Origin of the sequence: Nocardia sp. BSTN01 (assembly GCF_015354405.1) — a bacterium.
Taxonomy (GTDB): Bacteria; Actinomycetota; Actinomycetes; order Mycobacteriales; family Mycobacteriaceae; genus Nocardia.
Window position 1 is genome coordinate 81,406 of the sequence record NZ_JADKYP010000006.1, and the last position, 18,592, is coordinate 99,997.

General features: G+C 69.8%; 18 protein-coding genes. 6 read left to right on the forward strand and 12 right to left on the reverse strand.

Annotated features, from left to right (window positions below):
* The first annotated feature begins 119 nt into the window (after positions 1-119).
* The gene (locus IRT45_RS07825; RefSeq protein ID WP_228533931.1) at positions 120-494 is read left to right on the forward strand and encodes a hypothetical protein; all 375 of its coding nucleotides are present in this window, start codon (positions 120-122) and stop codon (positions 492-494) included.
* Positions 495-552: 58 nt separating this feature from the next.
* Complete coding sequence (locus IRT45_RS07830; protein WP_194805191.1) at positions 553-1,026, forward strand: nuclear transport factor 2 family protein; 474 nt, start codon at positions 553-555, stop codon at positions 1,024-1,026.
* Between the two features lie 16 nt (positions 1,027-1,042).
* On the opposite strand, the gene IRT45_RS07835 is transcribed toward IRT45_RS07830, so the two are convergent.
* From IRT45_RS07835 to IRT45_RS07850, 4 genes are all read right to left on the reverse strand, one after another.
* Positions 1,043-1,945, reverse strand: coding sequence for a 3-methyladenine DNA glycosylase (locus IRT45_RS07835; protein WP_228533932.1), 903 nt, complete (start codon positions 1,943-1,945; stop codon positions 1,043-1,045).
* Positions 1,942-3,006 (reverse strand): hemolysin family protein, encoded by a 1,065-nt coding sequence (locus IRT45_RS07840; RefSeq protein WP_194805192.1) that lies wholly within the window; start codon positions 3,004-3,006, stop codon positions 1,942-1,944. The genes IRT45_RS07835 and IRT45_RS07840 overlap by 4 nt, the downstream gene beginning before the upstream one ends.
* The gene (locus tag IRT45_RS07845) at positions 2,999-4,381 is read right to left on the reverse strand and encodes a hemolysin family protein (RefSeq protein WP_194805193.1); all 1,383 of its coding nucleotides are present in this window, start codon (positions 4,379-4,381) and stop codon (positions 2,999-3,001) included. The genes IRT45_RS07840 and IRT45_RS07845 overlap by 8 nt, the downstream gene beginning before the upstream one ends.
* 267 nt (positions 4,382-4,648) lie before the next feature.
* Complete coding sequence (locus IRT45_RS07850; protein ID WP_039777986.1) at positions 4,649-6,085, reverse strand: GuaB1 family IMP dehydrogenase-related protein; 1,437 nt, start codon at positions 6,083-6,085, stop codon at positions 4,649-4,651.
* Between the two features lie 67 nt (positions 6,086-6,152).
* On the opposite strand from IRT45_RS07850, the gene IRT45_RS07855 reads away from it, so the two are divergent.
* Positions 6,153-6,611 carry a PPOX class F420-dependent oxidoreductase gene (locus IRT45_RS07855; RefSeq protein WP_194805194.1) on the forward strand — a complete coding sequence of 153 codons (459 nt, stop codon included), beginning with the start codon at positions 6,153-6,155 and terminating at the stop codon, positions 6,609-6,611.
* On the opposite strand, the gene IRT45_RS07860 is transcribed toward IRT45_RS07855, so the two are convergent.
* Positions 6,608-7,144, reverse strand: a complete 537-nt coding sequence (locus IRT45_RS07860; RefSeq protein WP_194805195.1) for a DUF1992 domain-containing protein — start codon at positions 7,142-7,144, stop codon at positions 6,608-6,610. The two genes, IRT45_RS07855 and IRT45_RS07860, sit on opposite strands and share 4 nt — an antisense overlap.
* Positions 7,145-7,289: 145 nt before the next feature.
* On the opposite strand from IRT45_RS07860, the gene IRT45_RS07865 reads away from it, so the two are divergent.
* Both IRT45_RS07865 and eutC read left to right on the forward strand, forming a co-directional pair.
* On the forward strand, positions 7,290-8,702 hold the full coding sequence (locus IRT45_RS07865) for an ethanolamine ammonia-lyase subunit EutB (RefSeq protein WP_194805196.1): 1,413 nt from the start codon (positions 7,290-7,292) through the stop codon (positions 8,700-8,702).
* Complete coding sequence (eutC, locus tag IRT45_RS07870; RefSeq protein WP_194805197.1) at positions 8,699-9,511, forward strand: ethanolamine ammonia-lyase subunit EutC; 813 nt, start codon at positions 8,699-8,701, stop codon at positions 9,509-9,511. The genes IRT45_RS07865 and eutC overlap by 4 nt, the downstream gene beginning before the upstream one ends.
* A 121-nt stretch (positions 9,512-9,632) precedes the next feature.
* On the opposite strand, the gene IRT45_RS07875 is transcribed toward eutC, so the two are convergent.
* The 6 genes from IRT45_RS07875 to IRT45_RS07900 all read right to left on the reverse strand — a co-directional run bounded on the left by IRT45_RS07875 (position 9,633) and on the right by IRT45_RS07900 (position 16,263).
* Positions 9,633-11,150 (reverse strand): DEAD/DEAH box helicase, encoded by a 1,518-nt coding sequence (locus IRT45_RS07875; RefSeq protein WP_375540072.1) that lies wholly within the window; start codon positions 11,148-11,150, stop codon positions 9,633-9,635.
* A gap of 319 nt (positions 11,151-11,469) precedes the next feature.
* A complete protein-coding gene (locus IRT45_RS07880) occupies positions 11,470-12,447 on the reverse strand; it encodes a M56 family metallopeptidase (protein ID WP_194805198.1) in 978 nt (325 codons plus the stop codon).
* A gap of 63 nt (positions 12,448-12,510) precedes the next feature.
* A complete protein-coding gene (locus IRT45_RS07885; RefSeq protein ID WP_194805199.1) occupies positions 12,511-12,948 on the reverse strand; it encodes a BlaI/MecI/CopY family transcriptional regulator in 438 nt (145 codons plus the stop codon).
* A gap of 77 nt (positions 12,949-13,025) precedes the next feature.
* Complete coding sequence (locus tag IRT45_RS07890) at positions 13,026-13,916, reverse strand: ABC transporter ATP-binding protein (RefSeq protein WP_194805200.1); 891 nt, start codon at positions 13,914-13,916, stop codon at positions 13,026-13,028.
* Entirely contained in the window at positions 13,913-14,947 is a 1,035-nt protein-coding gene (locus IRT45_RS07895) for an iron chelate uptake ABC transporter family permease subunit (protein WP_194805329.1), read from the reverse strand. Before IRT45_RS07895 ends, IRT45_RS07890 begins: the two co-directional genes overlap by 4 nt.
* Before the next feature lie 245 nt (positions 14,948-15,192).
* Positions 15,193-16,263, reverse strand: coding sequence for an iron ABC transporter permease (locus IRT45_RS07900; RefSeq protein WP_194805201.1), 1,071 nt, complete (start codon positions 16,261-16,263; stop codon positions 15,193-15,195).
* 72 nt (positions 16,264-16,335) lie between these two features.
* On the opposite strand from IRT45_RS07900, the gene IRT45_RS07905 reads away from it, so the two are divergent.
* Positions 16,336-17,043 (forward strand): hypothetical protein, encoded by a 708-nt coding sequence (locus IRT45_RS07905; RefSeq protein ID WP_194805202.1) that lies wholly within the window; start codon positions 16,336-16,338, stop codon positions 17,041-17,043.
* A gap of 222 nt (positions 17,044-17,265) precedes the next feature.
* Here IRT45_RS07905 and IRT45_RS07910 read toward each other — a convergent pair whose 3' ends face one another.
* Positions 17,266-18,591, reverse strand: a complete 1,326-nt coding sequence (locus IRT45_RS07910; protein WP_194805203.1) for a bifunctional o-acetylhomoserine/o-acetylserine sulfhydrylase — start codon at positions 18,589-18,591, stop codon at positions 17,266-17,268.
* Position 18,592: the final 1 nt, after the last annotated feature.

Consider the following 18,592-nt stretch of genomic DNA (forward strand, 5'->3'; position numbering starts at 1 on the left):
TCCGGGTGCTCCGAGCTGTTGCGCCGCAGCAACACGTGAGACAAACTCTGCGCATGGGAATGAAACACGTTGCAGTCATATCGGGTGCGGTGGCTGCCGCGTTGAACGCCGGAGCGGGAATGGCTGCGGCAGCACCGAATCCGGCCGATACGCCCCGGCAGGCCGTCGCCCGCGCATATATCGACGCGCTGGTTTCACACGATGCGAGTGCCGTACCGTTCGCGCCGGACGCCACCCGTGTCGAAGCCGGGCTGCAAACGGGCTATTCGGGGCCGCAGCTGACTCAGGAGCTGAATCACGGCGTCCAGTATTCGGTGATTCAGGACATTCGCGATGTGCGGATGACCGAATGCGGTGATGTGGTGACCGCACGGTATCTGCTCGACTCCGGTGTCGCCGGAGTGCGGCTGATGACCGTCGACATCACCGAAACCTTCGTCATTCCCGACGGCACCATCCACACCATCAACGCCACCATCGACCCGGTGGTGTGACCGCGCGCGGCGCGGGATCGGAAAGCACCGGAATTCAACCGGAGAGCGAGGAAAAGGTATGTCCGACAACGACGAACCGCGCGCGGTAGTGCTGCGGCTGTGGGCGGCGCTGGCCCGGCGCGACTGGGACGCGGTGGCCGCATCGCTCACCGAGGACTGTATCTACCTCGACGTGCCGACCGGTCCCACGCTGGCGGCGAAGGGCCCCGCCGACACCGTCAAGCGCCTGCGCATCGGGCTGGCGGGGCTGGCCGAATACACCAATCACGACGGTCTGCTGGTCGCCGAGGGACCGGACGTGATCTACGAGCACTCCGAAACCTGGGTGTGGCCGACCGGCGAGCGCGCCGAACTGCCCTTCGTCTCGGTGCACCGCGTGCGCGACGGGCGCGTCTCGTTGTGGAAGGACTACTGGAACTTCGAGACGCTCACCTCGGCGGCGCCGTCCACCTGGCTGACGGATTTCGCGGCGGCGGATATGTCGTGGATCTACGACGCCACGGCGGAATTGAGTATCCGGCGCGCGAGCTGAACCGCTCACCGCGCGGTCAGGACGACGCGAGCAGGGCCCGGCAGCGGGCGAGCAGTTCGGTGCGCAGCGGCTCGGCCCGCCGGGCCAGCTCGGATTGAGCGCGGACGTATTCCGCACGGCCGCCGGGGGTTTCGATGGCGATCGGCCGATAGCCGTAGTCGGTGAGATCGTAGGGGCTGGCGCGCATATCGATCTCGCGGGCGGCGCAGGCGAGGGCGAAACAGTTCAGCAGCAGATCCGCATCGATCAGCGGCACCAGTTTGAACGCCCACTTGTACAGATCCATGCCCGCGTGCAGGCAGCCGGGCTGTTCCCGGCGGACCTGGTCCTCGCGGGTGAGTCGTTCGGTATTGCGTGGCGCGGCCTCGGGGGTGAAGAAGCGGAAGGCGTCGAAGTGCGTGCAGCGCAACGACATCGACTCGACCACGGCATCGGTGCCGGCACGTCCGAGCCGCAGCGGGACCTGCCGGTGGCGCACGTCGTCGCTGCGGTAGACCATCGCCCACTCGTGTAGTCCGAAGCAGGACAGGTGCGCCGGCCGGTCCGCGGTCGCCGACAGCAGGGCCGCCACGAATTCCACGGTGTCGCGGCGGCGGTCGAGAAAGGCCGGGTCGGCGGTATGGACCGGTCCGCCGGGCGTCTCGACCCGGTGGTAGCCGCGGCGCTGCGCGTACTCCTCGGCGTCGGCGAGCGCCACGCCGAAACCGGGATGCCAGCGGCGCAGCTGGGCCGGTTTGTGACCGTAGTAGGTGAACAGGAAGTCGATCACCGGATGTTTGCCGCCGTGGGCGCGTTGGCGCAGGTACGGGCCGACCATATCGTCGACCCGTTCCCGATGCGCCTGCGCGCGGGCCCGCCACCGGTCCGGCGGCAGGACCCGAAGCGCTTGCGCCGCAGCCGGTGTCGCGTCCACGGTCATTCCGCCACCCGGTGGGTGGCATCGCGCACGGTGCCCACGAACTCTTCCACCAGATCCTCGAGCGCGACGATGCCGACGGTATTGCCGCGGGTATCGATGACCCGGCCCAGATGGCTGTTGGTGCGGCGCAACCGGGCCAGCGCCTCGTACAGCGTGGTGCCCATGCTCAGCGTCGGCAGCGGCCGGATATCGGTGCGCGGGATCGGTGTCGACGGTCCGGCCGAATCGTCGGCCACCTTGTCCAGCACGTCCTTGACATGCAGATAGCCCACCAGCGAGCCGTCGCCGGCGCGCACCGGATAGCGGGAGAAGCCGGTTTCGGCGACCGCGGATTCGATATCGCCGAGGGTGGTGCCGTCACCGCGCAGCGGCACACACCGCGTCTTGGCCAGCGGCACCATCACATCGGCGACGATGCGGTCGGTGGTTCCCAGCGCCTGGGTGAGGCGGCGGTGCTCCTCCTCGTCGATGAGCCCTTCCGAGCGGGATTCGCCGATCATCTCCGCCAGCTCCACCGACGACACCGTGGCGTCGAGCTCGTCCTTGGGTTCGATGCGCAGCGCGCGCAGGGTGAGATTGGCGGCCAGGTTGTACAGGCCGATCAGCGGGCGGGCCAGGCGCAACCACCACAGCATGATCGGGACCAGCAGCAACGCCACCCGCTCCGGCCCGGCCAGGGCGATGTTCTTCGGAATCATCTCGCCCATCAGCATGTGCAGGATCACCACGAGTCCCAGGGCCAGTGCGAATCCCACCGGATGCAGCAGCTGATCCGGCACACCGACCAGATCGAACGGGCGCTCGAGCAGATGCGCGATCGCCGGTTCGCCGATGCGGCCCAGCAGCAGCGAGCAGATGGTGATGCCCAGCTGAGCGGCGGCCAGCATCATCGACAGATGCTCGGCCGCGCCGATCACCGTGCCGGCTCCCCGCTTACCTTGGGCGGCAAGGGTTTCCAGCCGGTCGCGGCGGGCGGAGATGAGCGCGAACTCGGCTCCGACGAAGAAAGCGTTGGCGCCGAGCAGGACGACGGTCAGCAACAGTCCGAACAGATCACCCATGGCTGAGCTCCCACGTCGTCACCGCATCGGCGTCCACCGGCTGCATCAGCACCCGGTCGATGCGTCGTCCGTCCATTCGTTCCACCCGGGCCAGCCAGCCGCCGTGGGTATGCGGTTGCATCGCGTGCCCGTTGGTCGAACTGGGGGTGGGCAGCAACACCTCGTCGCCGGCCACCGGAATCCTGCCCAAGGTGGTCAGGACCAGTCCCCCGAGGGTGTCGTATTCACCCTCGGGCGCGTCGTAGCCGGTGGCCCGCGACACCTCGTCGATGCGCAACAGGCCGGAACAGTTCCAGCCCAGGGCGGTGCGGCGCACGTCGAGTTCCTCCTCGTCGTGCTCGTCGCGGACGTCGCCGAGGATCTCCTCGATGATGTCCTCCATGGTCACCAGGCCCGCGGTGCCGCCGTATTCGTCGACGACCAGCGCGAGCTGCATCCCGTCGGCGCGCACCCGCTCGAGCACGGTGTCACCGTCGAGGCTGGCGGGCACGATCGGCACCGGCCGCGCGATCGAGGACAGCGCGATCGTGCCGCGCTGCGCGCCCGGATACAGGAACGCCTGTTTGACGTGCACGATGCCGAGGGTGTTGTCCAGATCGCCGTCGATGACCGGAAAACGCGACAGTCCGGTGCGGCCGGCGGCGGCGATGAGATCGGTGATGGTGTCGTTCTGATCCAGCGTTTCGATCTTCACCCGCGGCGTCATCAGGTCTTCGGCGCTGCGCTCACCGAACAGCAGCGAGCGATCCACCACGAGGGCGGTGCGCTGATCGAGCGAGCCGCGCATGGCGGAGGTGCGCACCAGCGAACCCAGCTCTTGAGGTGAGCGCGCCGACCGCAATTCCTCGGCCGGTTCGATGCCCAGCCGGCGGACCGCCCAGTTGGCGGCGCCGTTGAGCAGTTTGATCAGCCAGGAGAAGGCCGTGGTGAACACGATCATCGGACCGGCCGTCCACCGGGCGGTGGTCAGCGGTTTGGCGATCGCGATGTTCTTGGGGACGAGCTCGCCGTAGGTCATCGACAGCGAGGTCGCCAGCACGAGCGCGATCACCAGCGAAATGCCCTGGGCGGTCCCGGGGCCGACGCCGAGCGCGGTGCAGATCGGCTCGATGAGCCGGGCCAGCACCGGTTCGGCGATATAACCGGTGACCAGGGTGGTGATGGTGATGCCGAGCTGCGAGCCCGACAGCTGGAACGACAGGGTGCGATGCGCGTGGCGAACCTGACGGGCGCGACGGTCACCCTCGCGGGCGTGCGCCTCGACGGTGCTGCGCTCGAGTGCGGTGAGCGAGAATTCGGCAGCGACGAAGATCGCCGTGCCCGCGGTGAGCGCGATGAATCCCAGCAGGCTGACGATGGTGAGCACTACGGACACGATCGGCACCGCCCACCGGGTAACGGAGGATCTGCGGAGACGGAGGCGCCGGGTTGGTCACCCGGCTCGGTAGAGGAGCCCTCCTGTGTGGCGCCCTCGGACGCGGGTGACAACTGGTTCCTTTCGCAAGTGGACGAGCCGAAACAACAACGCAATGCCGGTCGGCGGAGCTCCGCCGGTCGGCACAGCCTATGTTACCGGGATCCTCGCGGCGCGACCGAGCGGTACGGCGCGCCGCGACCCCTCCGGCGCCGATCGTGGCGGGCCTCACCACCCCGAGGGCAGCGGGCGTCCTTCGGCGAAACCGGCGGCCGACTGCACGCCGAGCACCGCCTTCTCGTGCAGTTCGGCGAGCGTGCGGGCCCCGGCGTAGGTGCAGGCGCTGCGCACGCCGGAGCAGATGTGGTCGATGAGGTCCTCGACGCCGGGTCGTTCCGGGTCCAGCCGCATCCGCGAGGAGGAGATGCCCTCTTCGAACAGCGCCTTGCGCGCGCGATCGAATCCGCTGTCCGCGGCCGTGCGGGCGGCCACGGCGCGCTTGGAGGCCATGCCGAAGCTCTCCTTGTACGCGTTGCCGTCGCGGTCGACGCGCAGATCGCCGGGCGATTCGTAGGTACCGGCGAACCAGGAGCCGATCATCACGTTGGACGCGCCCGCGGCCAGTGCCAGCGCCACGTCACGAGGATGGCGGACCCCGCCGTCGGCCCAGATGTGCACGCCGAGATCCTTTGCCGCCGCGGCACATTCGGCGACCGCGGAGAACTGCGGGCGGCCGACGCCGGTCATCATGCGGGTGGTGCACATGGCGCCCGGACCCACGCCGACCTTCACGATGTCGGCCCCGGCCTCGGCCAGGTCGCGGGTTCCGGCGGCGGACACCACATTGCCCGCCACCAGCGGCACACCCAGTTTCAGATCGGCGACCGCGCGCAGCGCCTCGAGCATCTTCTCCTGATGGCCGTGGGCGGTGTCGATGACCAGGACGTCGGCGCCGGCGTCGACCAGCGCCTTCGCCTTCCCCGGAATATCGCCGTTCACCCCGACCGCGGCCGCGATGCGCAGTGTGCCGTGACGATCCACGGCAGGGGTGTAGATGCCGTCGCGGACCGCGCCGGTGCGGGTCACCACACCGGCGAGGGTGCCGTCGTCGTGGACCAGCACCGCGAGACCGGCATGGGCGGCCTCGAGCCGGTCGAAGATCTCGCGCGGCGAGGCGGTGGCGGCGGCGCTGACGAAATCGGCGTCGGCGACGGTGCGCAGCCGTGCGAACCGGTCCACGTCGGCGCAGGCCGCTTCGGTGACGACACCGACCGGCTTGTCGTTCTCGACGATCACCACGGCGCGGTGGGCGCGCTTGTGGATCAGCGCCAGCGCGTCCGAGACCGAATGATCCGGCCCGAGCGTGACGGGCGTGTCGGCGGTGAGCGAACGGCTCTTGACGAAGGAGATGGTGTCGGCGGCCGCGGTGATCGGCAGATCCTGCGGCAACACCACGATGCCGCCGCGGCGCGCGACCGTTTCGGCCATGCGGCGCCCGGCGACCGCGGTCATGTTCGCGACCACGATGGGGATGGTGGTGCCGGTTCCGTCGCTGGTGGACAGGTCCACATCGAACCGCGACGACACATCGGTGCGATTGGGTACGAGAAACAGATCGTCGTAGGTGAGGTCGTACGGCGGCGTGTGTCCTGGGAGAAACTGCACTCCGGCCATTGTAGGGGAATCGATCATGGCAGGGTGGGTGCGAGAGGACGTCGAGAAAGGATCGCCCATGCCACGGATCGCGACCGCCACCGAGGTCGACCGGACCGAACTGCTCGACTTCGCCCGCGCGCGCCACCGCGGCGTCCTGGTCACCACGCGCGCCGACGGCGCCCCGCAGATGTCGCCGGTGACCTGCGGCGTCGACGACGCGGGCCGGATCGTGATCTCCACCTATCCGGGGCGGGCCAAGACCCGCAACGTCCGGCGCGACCCGCAGGTGTCGATCTGTGTGCTGTCCGACGACTGGGACGGTCCGTACGTCCAGATCGACGGCCGCGCCGAGGTGCTCGACATGCCCGAAGCGCTGGACGGACTGGTGGACTACTACCGCTGCATCGCGGGTGAGCATCCGGATTGGGACGACTATCGCGCGGCGATGGCGCGGCAGAACAAATCCTTGATCCGCATCGAGGTGCAGCGGTGGGGGCCGGTCGCCACCGGGGGATTCCCGCCTTCGCGGGATTAGGCGGCGCCGGGGCGGTCGCGGCGGAGCAGTCGGCGCCACCACGGCGGGCGGTTTCGGCCGCCGTCCCGATGCCGGGTGGAAGGGCTTGCGGGAGAGGTCTTTCCGCTTCCGGAGGTCGGCCGTTGCCGGATGCGCCGGTCGGCGCGCCAGCGTGCGACGACCTCGTCGGCTCGCGCGGGTGCGAGGCGGACGTGCGGTCCGTGCGGCATCCGGATCCATTCCACGATGCGATGGTTGAGATCGGAGACGTAGGCGCGGACCTCGGCCTCGGAGTCCATCTCCGCGACCCGCTCGGGCAACCGCTCCAGATCGCGGCGCAGTGACAGCGAGGTCGGCAGCAACGCCTCACCGCCGACCCCCTCGCGGCGCAGGTAGTTGTTCAGCCACCAGTTCTCGTCGTACGGCTCGCCCATGCCGGGCAGGGGTTTGCCGGTCCCGGCCAGATTGTCGAATTCGCCGCGCTCGGTCGCCTCGCGGATCTGCTTGTCGATCCAGGATTCGAATCCCATGCGGGCCGGTTTGCGTTCGGTCATGCGCGCCTCCCGTACTGTCGGAGTGCTTACCCGATCGTAACGCGTTGGGACATAACGGACATCGCAGGGTGCGGGCGCGGCGGTACGCTGGCAGCCACCACCGGCGGTGAGGGTGGACAGGACGCGCGTATCCGGAGGAGACCCGATGACGCGGTATCAGCAGACCCTCCACGGCCGGACCTACGCCTTCGACGGGCTGGTCGACCTGCTGGCGAAGGCGACACCGCTGCGCAGCGGCGACGAACTGGCCGGGTGCGCCGCGAGTTCGGACGCGGAGCGCGCCGCCGCGCAATGGGCGCTGGCCGAGGTGCCGTTGCGCGAATTCCTGAACGATCCGGTGGTGCCGTACGAGACCGACGAGGTCACCCGGCTGATTCTCGACAACCATGATCGTGCCGCCTTCGCGCCGATCGCGCGACTGTCCGTCGGCGGGCTGCGGGACTGGCTGCTCGCGGTGGCCGCCGGATCGGAGCCCGCCGCGGTATTGCGTTCGGTGGCAGCGGGATTGACGCCGGAGATGGTGGCGGCGGTGAGCAAACTGATGCGCAATCAGGATCTGATCGCGGTCGCGCGGGCCGCCGAGGTGCGCTCCGGTTTCCGCACCACCATCGGACTGCCGGGGCGGCTGGCCACCCGGTTGCAGCCCAATCACCCCACCGACGATCCGCGCGGTATCGCCGCGGCGGTACTCGACGGATTGCTGCTCGGCTGTGGGGATGCGGTGATCGGCGTGAATCCGGCCACCGACTCGCCGCGAGCCGCCACCGAGCTGCTGACGCTGCTCGACGAGGTGCGGACCCGATTCGACATCCCGGTCCAATCCTGCGTGCTCGCCCATGTGACCACCACGCTGAGGCTGATCGAGGCGGGGGCGCCGGTGGACTTGGTCTTCCAGTCGGTCGCGGGGACCGAGGCCGCGAATGCGAGTTTCGGGGTGAATCTGTCGCTGCTGCGCGAGGCCGACGCCGCCGGACGATCGCTGGGTCGCGGAACCGTCGGCGACAACGTGATGTATCTGGAAACCGGGCAGGGCTCGGCATTGTCGGCGGGCGCGCACCTCGGTACCGGCGGCAGACCCGTCGATCAGCAGACACTCGAGGCGCGAGCGTACGCCGTCGCGCGGGAACTGGAGCCGTTACTGGTCAACACTGTCGTCGGGTTCATCGGCCCGGAATATCTGTACGACGGCAAACAGATCGTGCGAGCCGGACTGGAAGATCACTTCTGCGGCAAACTGCTCGGCCTGCCGATGGGCGTCGACGTCTGCTACACCAACCATGCCGAAGCCGATCAAGACGATATGGACACCCTGCTCACGCTGCTGGGCGCGGCCGGCGTCGCGTTCGTGATCGCGGTGCCCGGGGCCGACGACGTGATGCTCGGCTACCAGAGCCTGAGCTTCCACGACGCGCTGTACGTGCGCCGGCTGCTGGGACTCGCGCCCGCGCCGGAGTTCGAGCAGTGGCTGGTGGGGCTGGGAATGCTGGACGCGGCGGGCGGTATCGCCGCGGTGGAACCACTGAGCTCGCCGCTGCGGGAATTGGCGGGGCCTCGATGAGCGTGGAGCATCGGGATGGGAGTCGGCCGAGTGCGGGCAGCGAACTTTTCTGGCGGGAATTGCGTGGGGTGACCCAGGCACGGATCGGGCTCGGGCGCACCGGTGATGCGCTGCCCACCGCGCGGGTACTGGAATTCCGGGCCGCGCATTCGGTGGCGCGCGACGCCGTGCACACCTCCGTGGACGTGGATGCGTTGAGCGAACGGATCGCCGCGCTGGACATCGGGACGCCGATCCGGGTGCGCAGCCGGGCGCGCGACCGCGCGGAGTATCTGCGCAGGCCCGATCTCGGACGCGAACCCGAGGACTCCCCGGAGATACGAAAGCCCTTGTCGCCCAGTACTTTCGACGTGGGATTCGTGCTGGCCGACGGTTTGTCTCCGCGTGCGCTCGCGACACACGGCCCGAATCTGCTCGCTGCCCTGATCGACGAACTCGCCCCGCACTACGCGCTGGCCCCGCCGGTGATCGCGACGCAGGCGCGGGTGGCGATCGGCGACCCTCTCGGCGCCGCTCTCGGCGTACGCACCGTGCTGGTGCTGATCGGCGAACGCCCCGGCCTGTCGGTGGCCGACAGTCTCGGCATCTACCTCACCCACCACCCTCGCCCCGGCCGCACCGACGCCGAACGCAACTGCGTGTCGAATATCCACCCGCCCGAGGGCCTGGGGTATCGGCAGGCCGCGGCGGTGGTCGCGGGTCTGGTCGCGGGTGCGCGTGCGCTGGGACGATCCGGCGTGGACCTGAAGGACGGGTCGGGCGCCGATGCGGTGAAATCCGCTGTGGTGGAAGGTATTTCGAAGGGCTGACGCCGCAGTGACGCTGCACGGTCGAAAGCCGTTCTCTGCAAGTCGCAGTCGGAAACTGGGTCCGACGTCGGTGGTTGGCACGCTGCCGAGTCGATGGGGTGGGGTTGTCCCGGTAGGTGATTCAGTTGGCGCGGCGGTTGCGGGAGTGTGGCGGCCGGTTATTTCGCCGGGGCCTCGCGCGTGTGTCGGCTTCTTGCGTGTCGACCGCCCGAGCCGGGGCGGCGGCCGGATCCGGGAGCGGGCGTCCGGTCGGCGGGCGGGCCCCGGCCAAGTCGGCGAGCCGGGAGTCGCCCGACCGCGCGCGCAGCTGCTCGAACGGCACCGCGGCGTCGCGGAGCACGGTTTCGGTGCCCGCATCGGTGCTGATCGTGATGATTGTTCCGGCCGCGCCGGCGCGGCCCGTGCGGCCGGAGCGATGCAGATAATCCTTGGCGTCGGCGGCGGGATCGACATGGACCACCAGCGTGACGTCGTCGACGTGGATACCGCGCGCGGCCACATCGGTGGCGACCAGCACCGGTGCCACCCCGGAGGAGAAGGCCGCCAGGGTGCGGGTGCGCTGCGCCTGACTCAGCCCGCCGTGCAGCGCGACGGCTCCGACCCCAACCTCCCGTAGCCGCCGCGCGAGTTTGTCCGCGCCGTACTGGGTGCGCACGAAAAGCAGGGTGCGCCCGTCCCGTGCGGCGATCTGCGTGACCACGGCGCGCTTGTCGGATGCTCGCACCTGTACGAGGTAGTGGGCGACCTCGGCTGTGCCGGAAGGGGAGAACCCACCGAACTCGCTGCCGGTGCGCGGGCTACCGGCACTGTCGGCACTGTCGGCCGGAGGGAGGTCGGCAGTCGTGTTCGCACCGGCAGCCGGAGCGTCGGCCTTCTCGGGCGCAGCCGCCGAATCCCTTGCCTCGAGGCGAGATTCGGTCCGAGATGCACGTGCGGCTCGTCCTTGTGCCGATCCGGCCGGCCGCCCGGACGTCCCGGAATCGGTGCCGGTTTCGGACGCACCCGGCGCGCGCGCCGAGTCCCCGGTCGCGCGCCGTGCCGCGGTCGTCGTCACGTCGTGGTGGACGGGGTCGTTCAGATAGGTGTCGACCAGCGTGTCGACGGCGGCGTCCAGGGTTGCCGAGAAGAGCAGGTGCTGGGTGTCGGCGGGGAGGAGGTCGAGGATCGCGCGAATCTGGTCGATGAAGCCCAGTTCGGCCATGTGGTCGGCCTCATCGACCGCGACCACACGGACCCCGTCCAGGCCGACCTTGCCCTGGTCGATGAGGTCGGTGAGCCGGCCGGGGGTCGCGACCAGCAGGTCCACGCCGCGGGTCAGGCGATCGGCTTGCCGTTTGATCGGTACGCCGCCGACGGCGGTCGCCACTCGCAGGCCCAGCGACAGCGCCGCCTCGTCGAGGGCGGCCTCGATCTGCGCGGCCAGCTCTCGGGTCGGGGCGAGGACGAGGGCCCGAGGACGACGTGGTGCCGACGCCCCGCGCCGCAGCCGGACCAGCATCGGCAGGCCGAAGGCCAGTGTCTTGCCGGAACCGGTGGCGGCGCGTCCCAGCACATCGCGACCGGCGAGCACATCCGGAATCGCCGCGGCTTGAATGGGAAAGGCAGTCTCGAGACGTCCGCGCCGCAATGCCTGAACCAGTTCGACCGGCAGGCCGAGGTCCGCGAATCCGGGCCCTGCGAGCGTGGTCCGTGAGGCGGCCGGATCCCGAGCACCGTGCTCGCCCGGCGATGAGGTCGACGCTTCGGTAACGCGGGCGGCCCGGCGACCGTCCTTCGGTGCCCGGTCTTCGGCGCCGGACGTGCGGTCCGATCGTTCTATGCGCTCGCCCGTCGGCCGCCCGCCCGCGGTCCGCCGGGAACTTTCCGAGGATCGCGCGCGCTGAGGTCCGCCGCGTCCGAAAGGCTTGTCGCCGCGGTTGTTCGACTGCCGGCCGCGCGCTCCCGGTGAACGCCGTCGCTCAGGCACTCAGCAACCGGTTCAATTCGACCAGCCACGGAATCGCCACCGCGAGGGTCGGAACCACCAGGATCGCGGCGGCCGTCACATAGGCCGCGGTCGCGACGCGCAGATCGCCGAGCGGACCGGTCAGGCGTTGAATCCGGATGAGTGTCGTGGGCCCGCCGGCGGCCATGGCTCCCTGCGGGGCGGTGGAATTCGAGCAGGTCACCAGGGCGCGGGCCAGCGGTGTCGGGCCGGTGACCTTGACGGCGGAATCGTCGGCGAGCAGTTCGATCAGCAGTTTCGCCGAATCCAGTGCGGATTTGCTGCGCACCACCCGCGGGAACGCCTCGTGCGCGGCGGTGAACGCCTCCAGCACCAGGTCGTGGCGCGCCCGCAGATGCGAACGCTCGTGGCTCACGATCGCGGTCAGCTCGGATTTCGACAGATTCGCGAACGTGCCCTGGCTCAGCACCACGCGCCGGCGCAGACCGGGCAGGCAGTAGGCGATGGGTTCGGCGGCGGCGAGGACGCGGATATCCGCGGCTCGGGTACCGGCCAGTGGTGAGGTCGCGATCAGATCGTCGTGGGTCGGGTCGCCACCCTGGTCGAGCAGGTCGACAAGCATCCGGTGCCGGGCGCGGCGGCGGCGGGTGTGCACGCCGACCCGGATCGCGGCATAGATCAGGCGCGCGCCGACCAGCAGGGTCAGCGCGAAGACGACGACGTAGATCAGCCAGAGCCCCAGACCGAGCGCGTCGATCTCCTTGGTCGGGGAGGTGGTGGGGCGGCCGTCGGGTCCCGGGACGAGCAGCAGGCTGGCGATGGCCAGCCCGGATCCGAATGCCGACAGCACCGCCGCCAGCGCGACCGCCTGCCACAACACCAGCGCCGCGCGGGGTGTCCGGTACGGCCAGGTGGCTCGGCTGAGCAGAGCCGGGACCGGTCCCGCGAGAAGCAAGGCGAGACCGGCGAAGACCGGCGCGGTTGCGTTCATACTCAGCTCACTGCGTTGTGGGGCCAGGGGCCCGAGATCGCGGCGGCGGAGAGCACCACGCAGCTACTGCGGCGGGGCGACTCCGTTGTCGTCGGACGCGGTGTTCTCGTCCTCGGACGGGGTGCGCGCGGTCTCGGTTGCTTCGAGCTTAGCGAGTGCATCCCGGAGTGCGGCAGCCTCGTCCTTTCCGACCTGTTCGACGAAGTGCACGAGCGCGGCGCGCCGGGAACCGACTTCGTCGGCCTGCTGCAGCGCGTCGACCATCAGACTGGCCACGAGTTCGTCGCGCGTGTGCACGGGCGCGTATCGATGTGCCCGGTCGTCGCGCTGCTGCACGACCAGATTCTTCTTCGCCAGCCGCTGTAGCACCGTCATCACCGTGGTGTACGCGAGCTCGCGGCGCGCGGCGAGGGCTTCGTGGACCTGCCGTACCGTCTGCGGTTCATCGGCCGACCACAACTGGTCCATGACCGCTTTCTCGAGTTCACCAAGACCTGCCATCCCTCCAGCTTACGGAGGCAACGACACAAATGCGTACTACAGTTCGTCGTAACCGGTCGGTAGCTGTGTGGGATTTTTCATAGCGCGGTCGGGGAACTCGTCTCGGCGTCGGCCGCACGGGGCCCGCCGATCGCGCCGACTACGTGGCGCGCGCCGATCGGCACGATCATCGGGCGCTCCGATACGGGATCGGTGTGCACCTCGGCACGCAGCCCGAAGACCGTCCGCAACAGTTCGGTGTCGATCACCTCGCCCGGCGCGCCCTGGGCGACGATGCGGCCCTCGCGCATGACGATCAGCCGGTCGCTGTAGCGGATGGCCAGATTCAGATCGTGCAACACCATGACCACGGTCCGGCCCAGATCGTCGTGCAGCCGGTCGACGAGGTCGAGGACCTCGAGCGAATGGGCCAGATCCAGATAGGTGGTGGGCTCGTCGAGCAGCAGGATGTCGGTGCCCTGGGCCAGCGCCATGGAAATCCACGCCCGCTGGCGCTGTCCGCCGGACAGTTCGTCGAGGGTGCGGTCGGCCAGTTCCGCCACGCCGGTCTGGGCGAGGGCGTGCGCGACCTCGGTTTCGTCGTCGGCCGACCACTGGCGCAGCCAGGACTGATGCGGATGGCGCCCGCGCGCGACCAGATCGGCCACGGTCAGGCCTTCCGGTGCGACCGGGGTCTGGGGCAACATGCCGACGATGCGGGCGACGTCGCGGGTTTTCATGGTGGCGATCGCCTTGCCGTCCAACAGGACTCGGCCCGCGTTCGGCCGCAGCAGGCGGCCCAGCCCGCGCAGGAGTGTGGATTTGCCGCAGCCGTTCGGTCCGATCACGGTGGTGATGAGGCCGGGCTCGATATCGACGCTGAGGCCGTCGACGATGACGCGGCCGCCGTAGCCAAGGGTGATGTTCTCCGCGGCGAGGCGGTGCGCGTCGTCGTTGCCGGTGCTCCGGTGCGGGGTTCGGGTGCTCACAATGTCGCCTTCCGGTTCACGCGTATCAGCAGCAACAGCAGGAACGGTCCGCCGAACGCGGCGGTGACCAGGCCGACCGGCAGATCGACCGGTACGACGGTGCGGGCCGCGACATCGGCGGCGACCACGATCAGCGCGCCGGTCAGGGCCGAGCCGATCACGGGCTCGCCGGGAGTGCGCAGCAGCCGGCGCGCGATCTGCGGCGCGGCCAATCCGACGAAGGCCAGCGGGCCGACCGCCGCGGTGGCCAGCGCGGCCGCCGCCACCGCGGCGCCGATCAGCACCAGCTGCTGCGCCTGCACGCGCACACCGAGCGCGCGGGTGGTGTCGGAGCCGAAGCGCAGCGCGGCGAGAGTGCGCGCCGAGCCCGCCGCGATGGCGACCACGACGACGAGTCCGGCGGCCGCGGCCGCGGTCCGATTCCAGTCCGCGCCGTTGAGCGAGCCGGTGAGCCACAGTTGCGCCCGGGTGGCGTCATCGAGGCTCGCCCGCGTGACGAGCCAGTTGATACCGGCCAGCAGCAGTGCGTTGACCCCGATCCCGATGAGGATGAATCGCATTCCGCTCAGCCCGGTGTCGCCGCCGCTGTTGCGCCCCAGCGCCAGAACGCCGATGAGTGCGGCGGTGCCCAGCCCGCCTGCCAGCGCCGCGAGCGGAACACCCAGCGACGCCACGATTCCGGTGGCGGTGCCACCCGCTCCGGCCAGGACCGCCACCGCGGCGAAGCTCGCTCCGGAGGTGATGCCGAGGACGTCGGGACTCGCGAGCGGATTGTGCAGGATCGACTGGGTGATCGCGCCCGCGATGCCGAGCGCCGCCCCGGCCACCAGCGCGGTCACCGCGCGCGGCAGTCGCGATTCCATGACGACGTAGCGCTGCGAGCGGGTCCCGCCGCCGGTCAGCACGTCGAGCACCCGCCCGAGCGCGATGTGATAGTCGCCGACGGAGATGTCGACCACGAACAGCACCACGATCGCGGCGGCCAGGGCCAGCAGCGTCAGCAGCATCGAAAGACGAAGGACCGCAGACATTCCGGCGATTCGCACGGCCGGCCGGACCCGGGTCAGCTGCGCGCCGGATCGGCCCACGTCGGGAGCGTTGCTCGAATCGCCGACGGAGCCGGACGCCGCCTCGACAGCACTGGGGGAGCCGTCGCCGCCGAAGCCGGACACCGCCTCGGTGCCGGCGTCCACGGTTCGTTCGTCTCCGGTGGTCCCCGCCCCGGTATTCGATTCCATGCCGGTGGAGTCCGGAGTGCGGATATCGCTGCGCGCGTTCACAGTTCGGCCACCTTCCGCCGGCGCACGAGGGCGATGAAACAGGGTGCGCCGATCGCGGCGAGCACGATACCGGCCTGCAACTCCCCGGGTGGTGCGATCACCCGGCCGACGACATCGGCCAGCAGCAGCACGATCGCGCCGAGCAGCGCCGAATACGGAATCAGCCAGCGATGATCGGGGCCGGTGATCATGCGGCCCAGGTGCGGAACGACCAATCCGAGAAAGGCGATCGGGCCGACCGCGGCCGTCGCGGCGCCGGTCAGCAGCACCACCGCGGTCAGGCCGATGGCGCGGTTGCGCGCGATGTTCACCCCGAGTCCGCGCGCCACGTCCTCGCCGAGTCCGATCGCGTTGAGCCCGGGCGCGGCCAGGATCGCCAGCACCGCTCCCGCGAGGATGAACGGCGCCACCTGCGCCGCCACCGCGGGTTCGTGCCCGGCGGGTGTGCCGACCACCCAGAAGCGGTAGGTGTCCAGCGCGGCCGGATCGAGCAGGATCACCGCGTTGGTCAGCGCCTGTAGCAGTGCGGTGACCGCCGCCCCGGCCAGGACCAGCGTCAACGGGGTGGATCGGCTGCCGCCGGTCGCCGCGGCGCCGAACACCACCACACCCGCCACCAGCGCCCCGGCGAAGGCGAACCAGATGTACTGGCTCGGCTGGGTGAGCGCGAACAGATGGATGCCGAGCGCGGCCAGGAACGCCGCGCCCGCGTTGAGGCCCAGCAATCCGGCATCGGCGAGCGGATTGCGCGTGTAGCCCTGGATCAGCGCGCCGGCGATACCGAGTGCGGCGCCGGTCAGCAGCGCGAGAACCGTTCGCGGCAACCGCAATTCGCGCACGATCCGATCGGCCTGCCCGTCCGCCGGGCAGGTGAACGGCACGCCGTCCGGGCAGGAGACGGCGTGCCAGATCTCGGCGGGGGACAGGGATTTCGCGCCGACGGCGAGTCCGGCGACGACGGCGAGCAGCAGCACCCCGGCCAGGAGTGCCAGGCCGGTCGCGCGGCGACGGGGGGTGATGACTGCGGCGGACACGGCGGCGAACGACTCCTGGGTGACGCGTTTCATGGCGATAACAAGTCTGGTAAGCCTAACCTATCTTCCGTTGTCGACCGTAATGCCGAACGTTGAGGGGGTTCGATGTCCGAACCAGTGACGATTTTCCCGGCTCGCCGTCTCGAGCCGGCGTTCGAACAGATCTGCGTCCGGCTGCGCGCGTTGCAGCCCGGTCATCCGCGGGTCTACGCCATGGCGGCGATGGCCGAACAGGGTCGCCGGCGCTGGTGGCGATTGGCCGAGGGGGTGCGCGAAGGTCGCATCGAGTTGATGTATCGCCGGCATGCCGCGGAGATGGTCAGCCCCGGGATCGCCGCCGAGGTGGTCGCCACCGCGCTGATCCATGCCGTGGTCGGCCGGGTGGTCGCGCTGGCGGTCTGTGACAACCGGGCTTGGGATCCCGGGCTCGAGAATCTGTGGGTGCACACCGACAACGACGGCGGGCTGGACTGGGCGGGCCTGTCCGACACCACGATTCGCGTGGTGGCGGGTGATCCGCTGGCCGGGCGCCCGGGGGTGGTGACGCTGCCGTGCGATCGGGCGCTGTCGGTGTGGCTGGCCCATCGCTGCGAGGCGGCGCTGACGCTGGTGTGCGAAAGCCTGTACCGCTGTGCCGGGCTGAGCCGGGCGCGATTTTGGAATCTGGTGGGCGAATCCATCGTCGGCGCCGCCACTTACGTGCCGGAACTGGCGCGGACCGGCGCGGATGCCGGGACCGAGCGAGGGCAGGCGCTGCTGCTGGCGCTGGCCGATCGAGGGTTGCCGGTACGTCGCTCTTGCTTGGTTAGGTAAGCCTGACCTACACTCAACTCGGCGTCCGGATCGAGCGAGAGTCCCGAGGGCTGCGGTCGACTCCCCGGTCCACTGCCCGCGGCGGGCCCTTCGTCAGGAAGGGTCCGCCGCGTCGTTTCCGAGGCGTCCACTCGCGGATCCCGATGTGCCGGTGCGTGTTTCGCAGACACGACGATGCCCGGCCCACCGCCGGGATGGCGGCGAACCGGGCATCGGCGAGAACTAGTGGGTGGCGGCGAAACCGGTCCGCAGGTCGGCGAGGATGTCCTCGATCCCCTCGATACCCACCGCGAGCCGGACCAGGCCCGGCGTCACACCCGCGGCCAGCTGCTCCTCGGGAGTCAACTGTGAATGCGTGGTCGAGGCCGGGTGGATGACCAGCGAACGCACGTCGCCGATATTGGCGACATGGCTGTGCAGGGTCAGCGCGTCGACGAACCGCTTACCGGCGTCCACACCGCCCGCCAGCTCGAAGCCGACGATGGCGCCGGTGCCCTTCGGGGCCAGCTCGCGGCCGCGCTCGTACCACGGCGACGACGGCAGACCCGCGTAGAAGACGTTGGTCACCTCCGGCTGCTCGGTGAGGAATTCCGCGACCGCCTGCGCGTTCGAGACGTGCCGCTCCACCCGCAGGCTCAGCGTCTCGAGACCCTGGCTGATCAGGAACGCGTTGAACGGCGCCACCGCGGAGCCGAGGTCACGCAGCAACTGCACCCGCGCCTTCAGCGCGTAGGCCGGCGCCCCCAGATCGGCGAACACCGCGCCGTGGTAGCTGGGGTCGGGGGTGGTGAAGCCGGGGAAGCGCGAGTTGCCCTGTTCGTCGGTCACCGTCCAGTCGAAGGTGCCACCGTCGACGATCACGCCGGCGATCGCCGCACCGTGGCCGCCCAGGTACTTCGTCGCCGAGTGCACGACGATGTCGGCACCGTGCTTCAGCGGCTGGATCAGATACGGGGTCGGCACGGTGTTGTCCACGATGAACGGCACACCGGCGGTGTGCGCGACCTCGGCCAGGCCCGGCAGGTCCAGGATGTGGTTCTGCGGGTTGGACACCGTCTCGCCGTAGATCGCCTTGGTGTTCGGGCGGATCGCGGCGCGCCACTGATCCAGATCGTCGGGATCTTCGACGAACGACACCTCGATGCCCAGCTTCGGCAGCGTGTAGTGGAACAGGTTGTAGGTGCCGCCGTAGAGGCGCGGACTCGACACGATGTGGTCACCGGCGCCCGCGATGTTGAGGATCGCGAAGGTTTCGGCGGCCTGGCCCGAGGACAGCAGCAGCGCCGCCACACCACCCTCGAGGGCGGCGATGCGCTGCTCGACCGCGTCCTGGGTGGGGTTCATGATGCGGGTGTAGATGTTGCCGGGCTCGGCCAGACCGAACAGCGCCGCCGCGTGATCGGTGTCGCGGAAGGTGTAGGAGGTGGTCTGGTAGATCGGCAGCGCGCGAGCGTTGGTGGTGCCGTCGGGAATCTGGCCGACGTGGACCTGCTTGGTTTCGAAGCTCCAGTTCTGCGCCGGATCGTTCGGCTCGACGGAGTCGGTCATG

Coding starts and splice junctions, on each gene's coding strand:
- IRT45_RS07825 (WP_228533931.1), top strand. CDS start 120: ATGGCTGCGGCAGCACCGAATCCGGCCGATACGCCCCGGCAGGCCGTC.
- IRT45_RS07830 (WP_194805191.1), top strand. CDS start 553: ATGTCCGACAACGACGAACCGCGCGCGGTAGTGCTGCGGCTGTGGGCG.
- IRT45_RS07835 (WP_228533932.1), bottom strand. CDS start 1,945: ATGACCGTGGACGCGACACCGGCTGCGGCGCAAGCGCTTCGGGTCCTG.
- IRT45_RS07840 (WP_194805192.1), bottom strand. CDS start 3,006: ATGGGTGATCTGTTCGGACTGTTGCTGACCGTCGTCCTGCTCGGCGCC.
- IRT45_RS07855 (WP_194805194.1), top strand. CDS start 6,153: ATGCCACGGATCGCGACCGCCACCGAGGTCGACCGGACCGAACTGCTC.
- IRT45_RS07860 (WP_194805195.1), bottom strand. CDS start 7,144: ATGACCGAACGCAAACCGGCCCGCATGGGATTCGAATCCTGGATCGAC.
- IRT45_RS07865 (WP_194805196.1), top strand. CDS start 7,290: ATGACGCGGTATCAGCAGACCCTCCACGGCCGGACCTACGCCTTCGAC.
- eutC (WP_194805197.1), top strand. CDS start 8,699: ATGAGCGTGGAGCATCGGGATGGGAGTCGGCCGAGTGCGGGCAGCGAA.
- IRT45_RS07880 (WP_194805198.1), bottom strand. CDS start 12,447: ATGAACGCAACCGCGCCGGTCTTCGCCGGTCTCGCCTTGCTTCTCGCG.
- IRT45_RS07885 (WP_194805199.1), bottom strand. CDS start 12,948: ATGGCAGGTCTTGGTGAACTCGAGAAAGCGGTCATGGACCAGTTGTGG.
- IRT45_RS07895 (WP_194805329.1), bottom strand. CDS start 14,947: ATGTCTGCGGTCCTTCGTCTTTCGATGCTGCTGACGCTGCTGGCCCTG.
- IRT45_RS07900 (WP_194805201.1), bottom strand. CDS start 16,263: ATGAAACGCGTCACCCAGGAGTCGTTCGCCGCCGTGTCCGCCGCAGTC.
- IRT45_RS07905 (WP_194805202.1), top strand. CDS start 16,336: ATGTCCGAACCAGTGACGATTTTCCCGGCTCGCCGTCTCGAGCCGGCG.
- IRT45_RS07910 (WP_194805203.1), bottom strand. CDS start 18,591: ATGACCGACTCCGTCGAGCCGAACGATCCGGCGCAGAACTGGAGCTTC.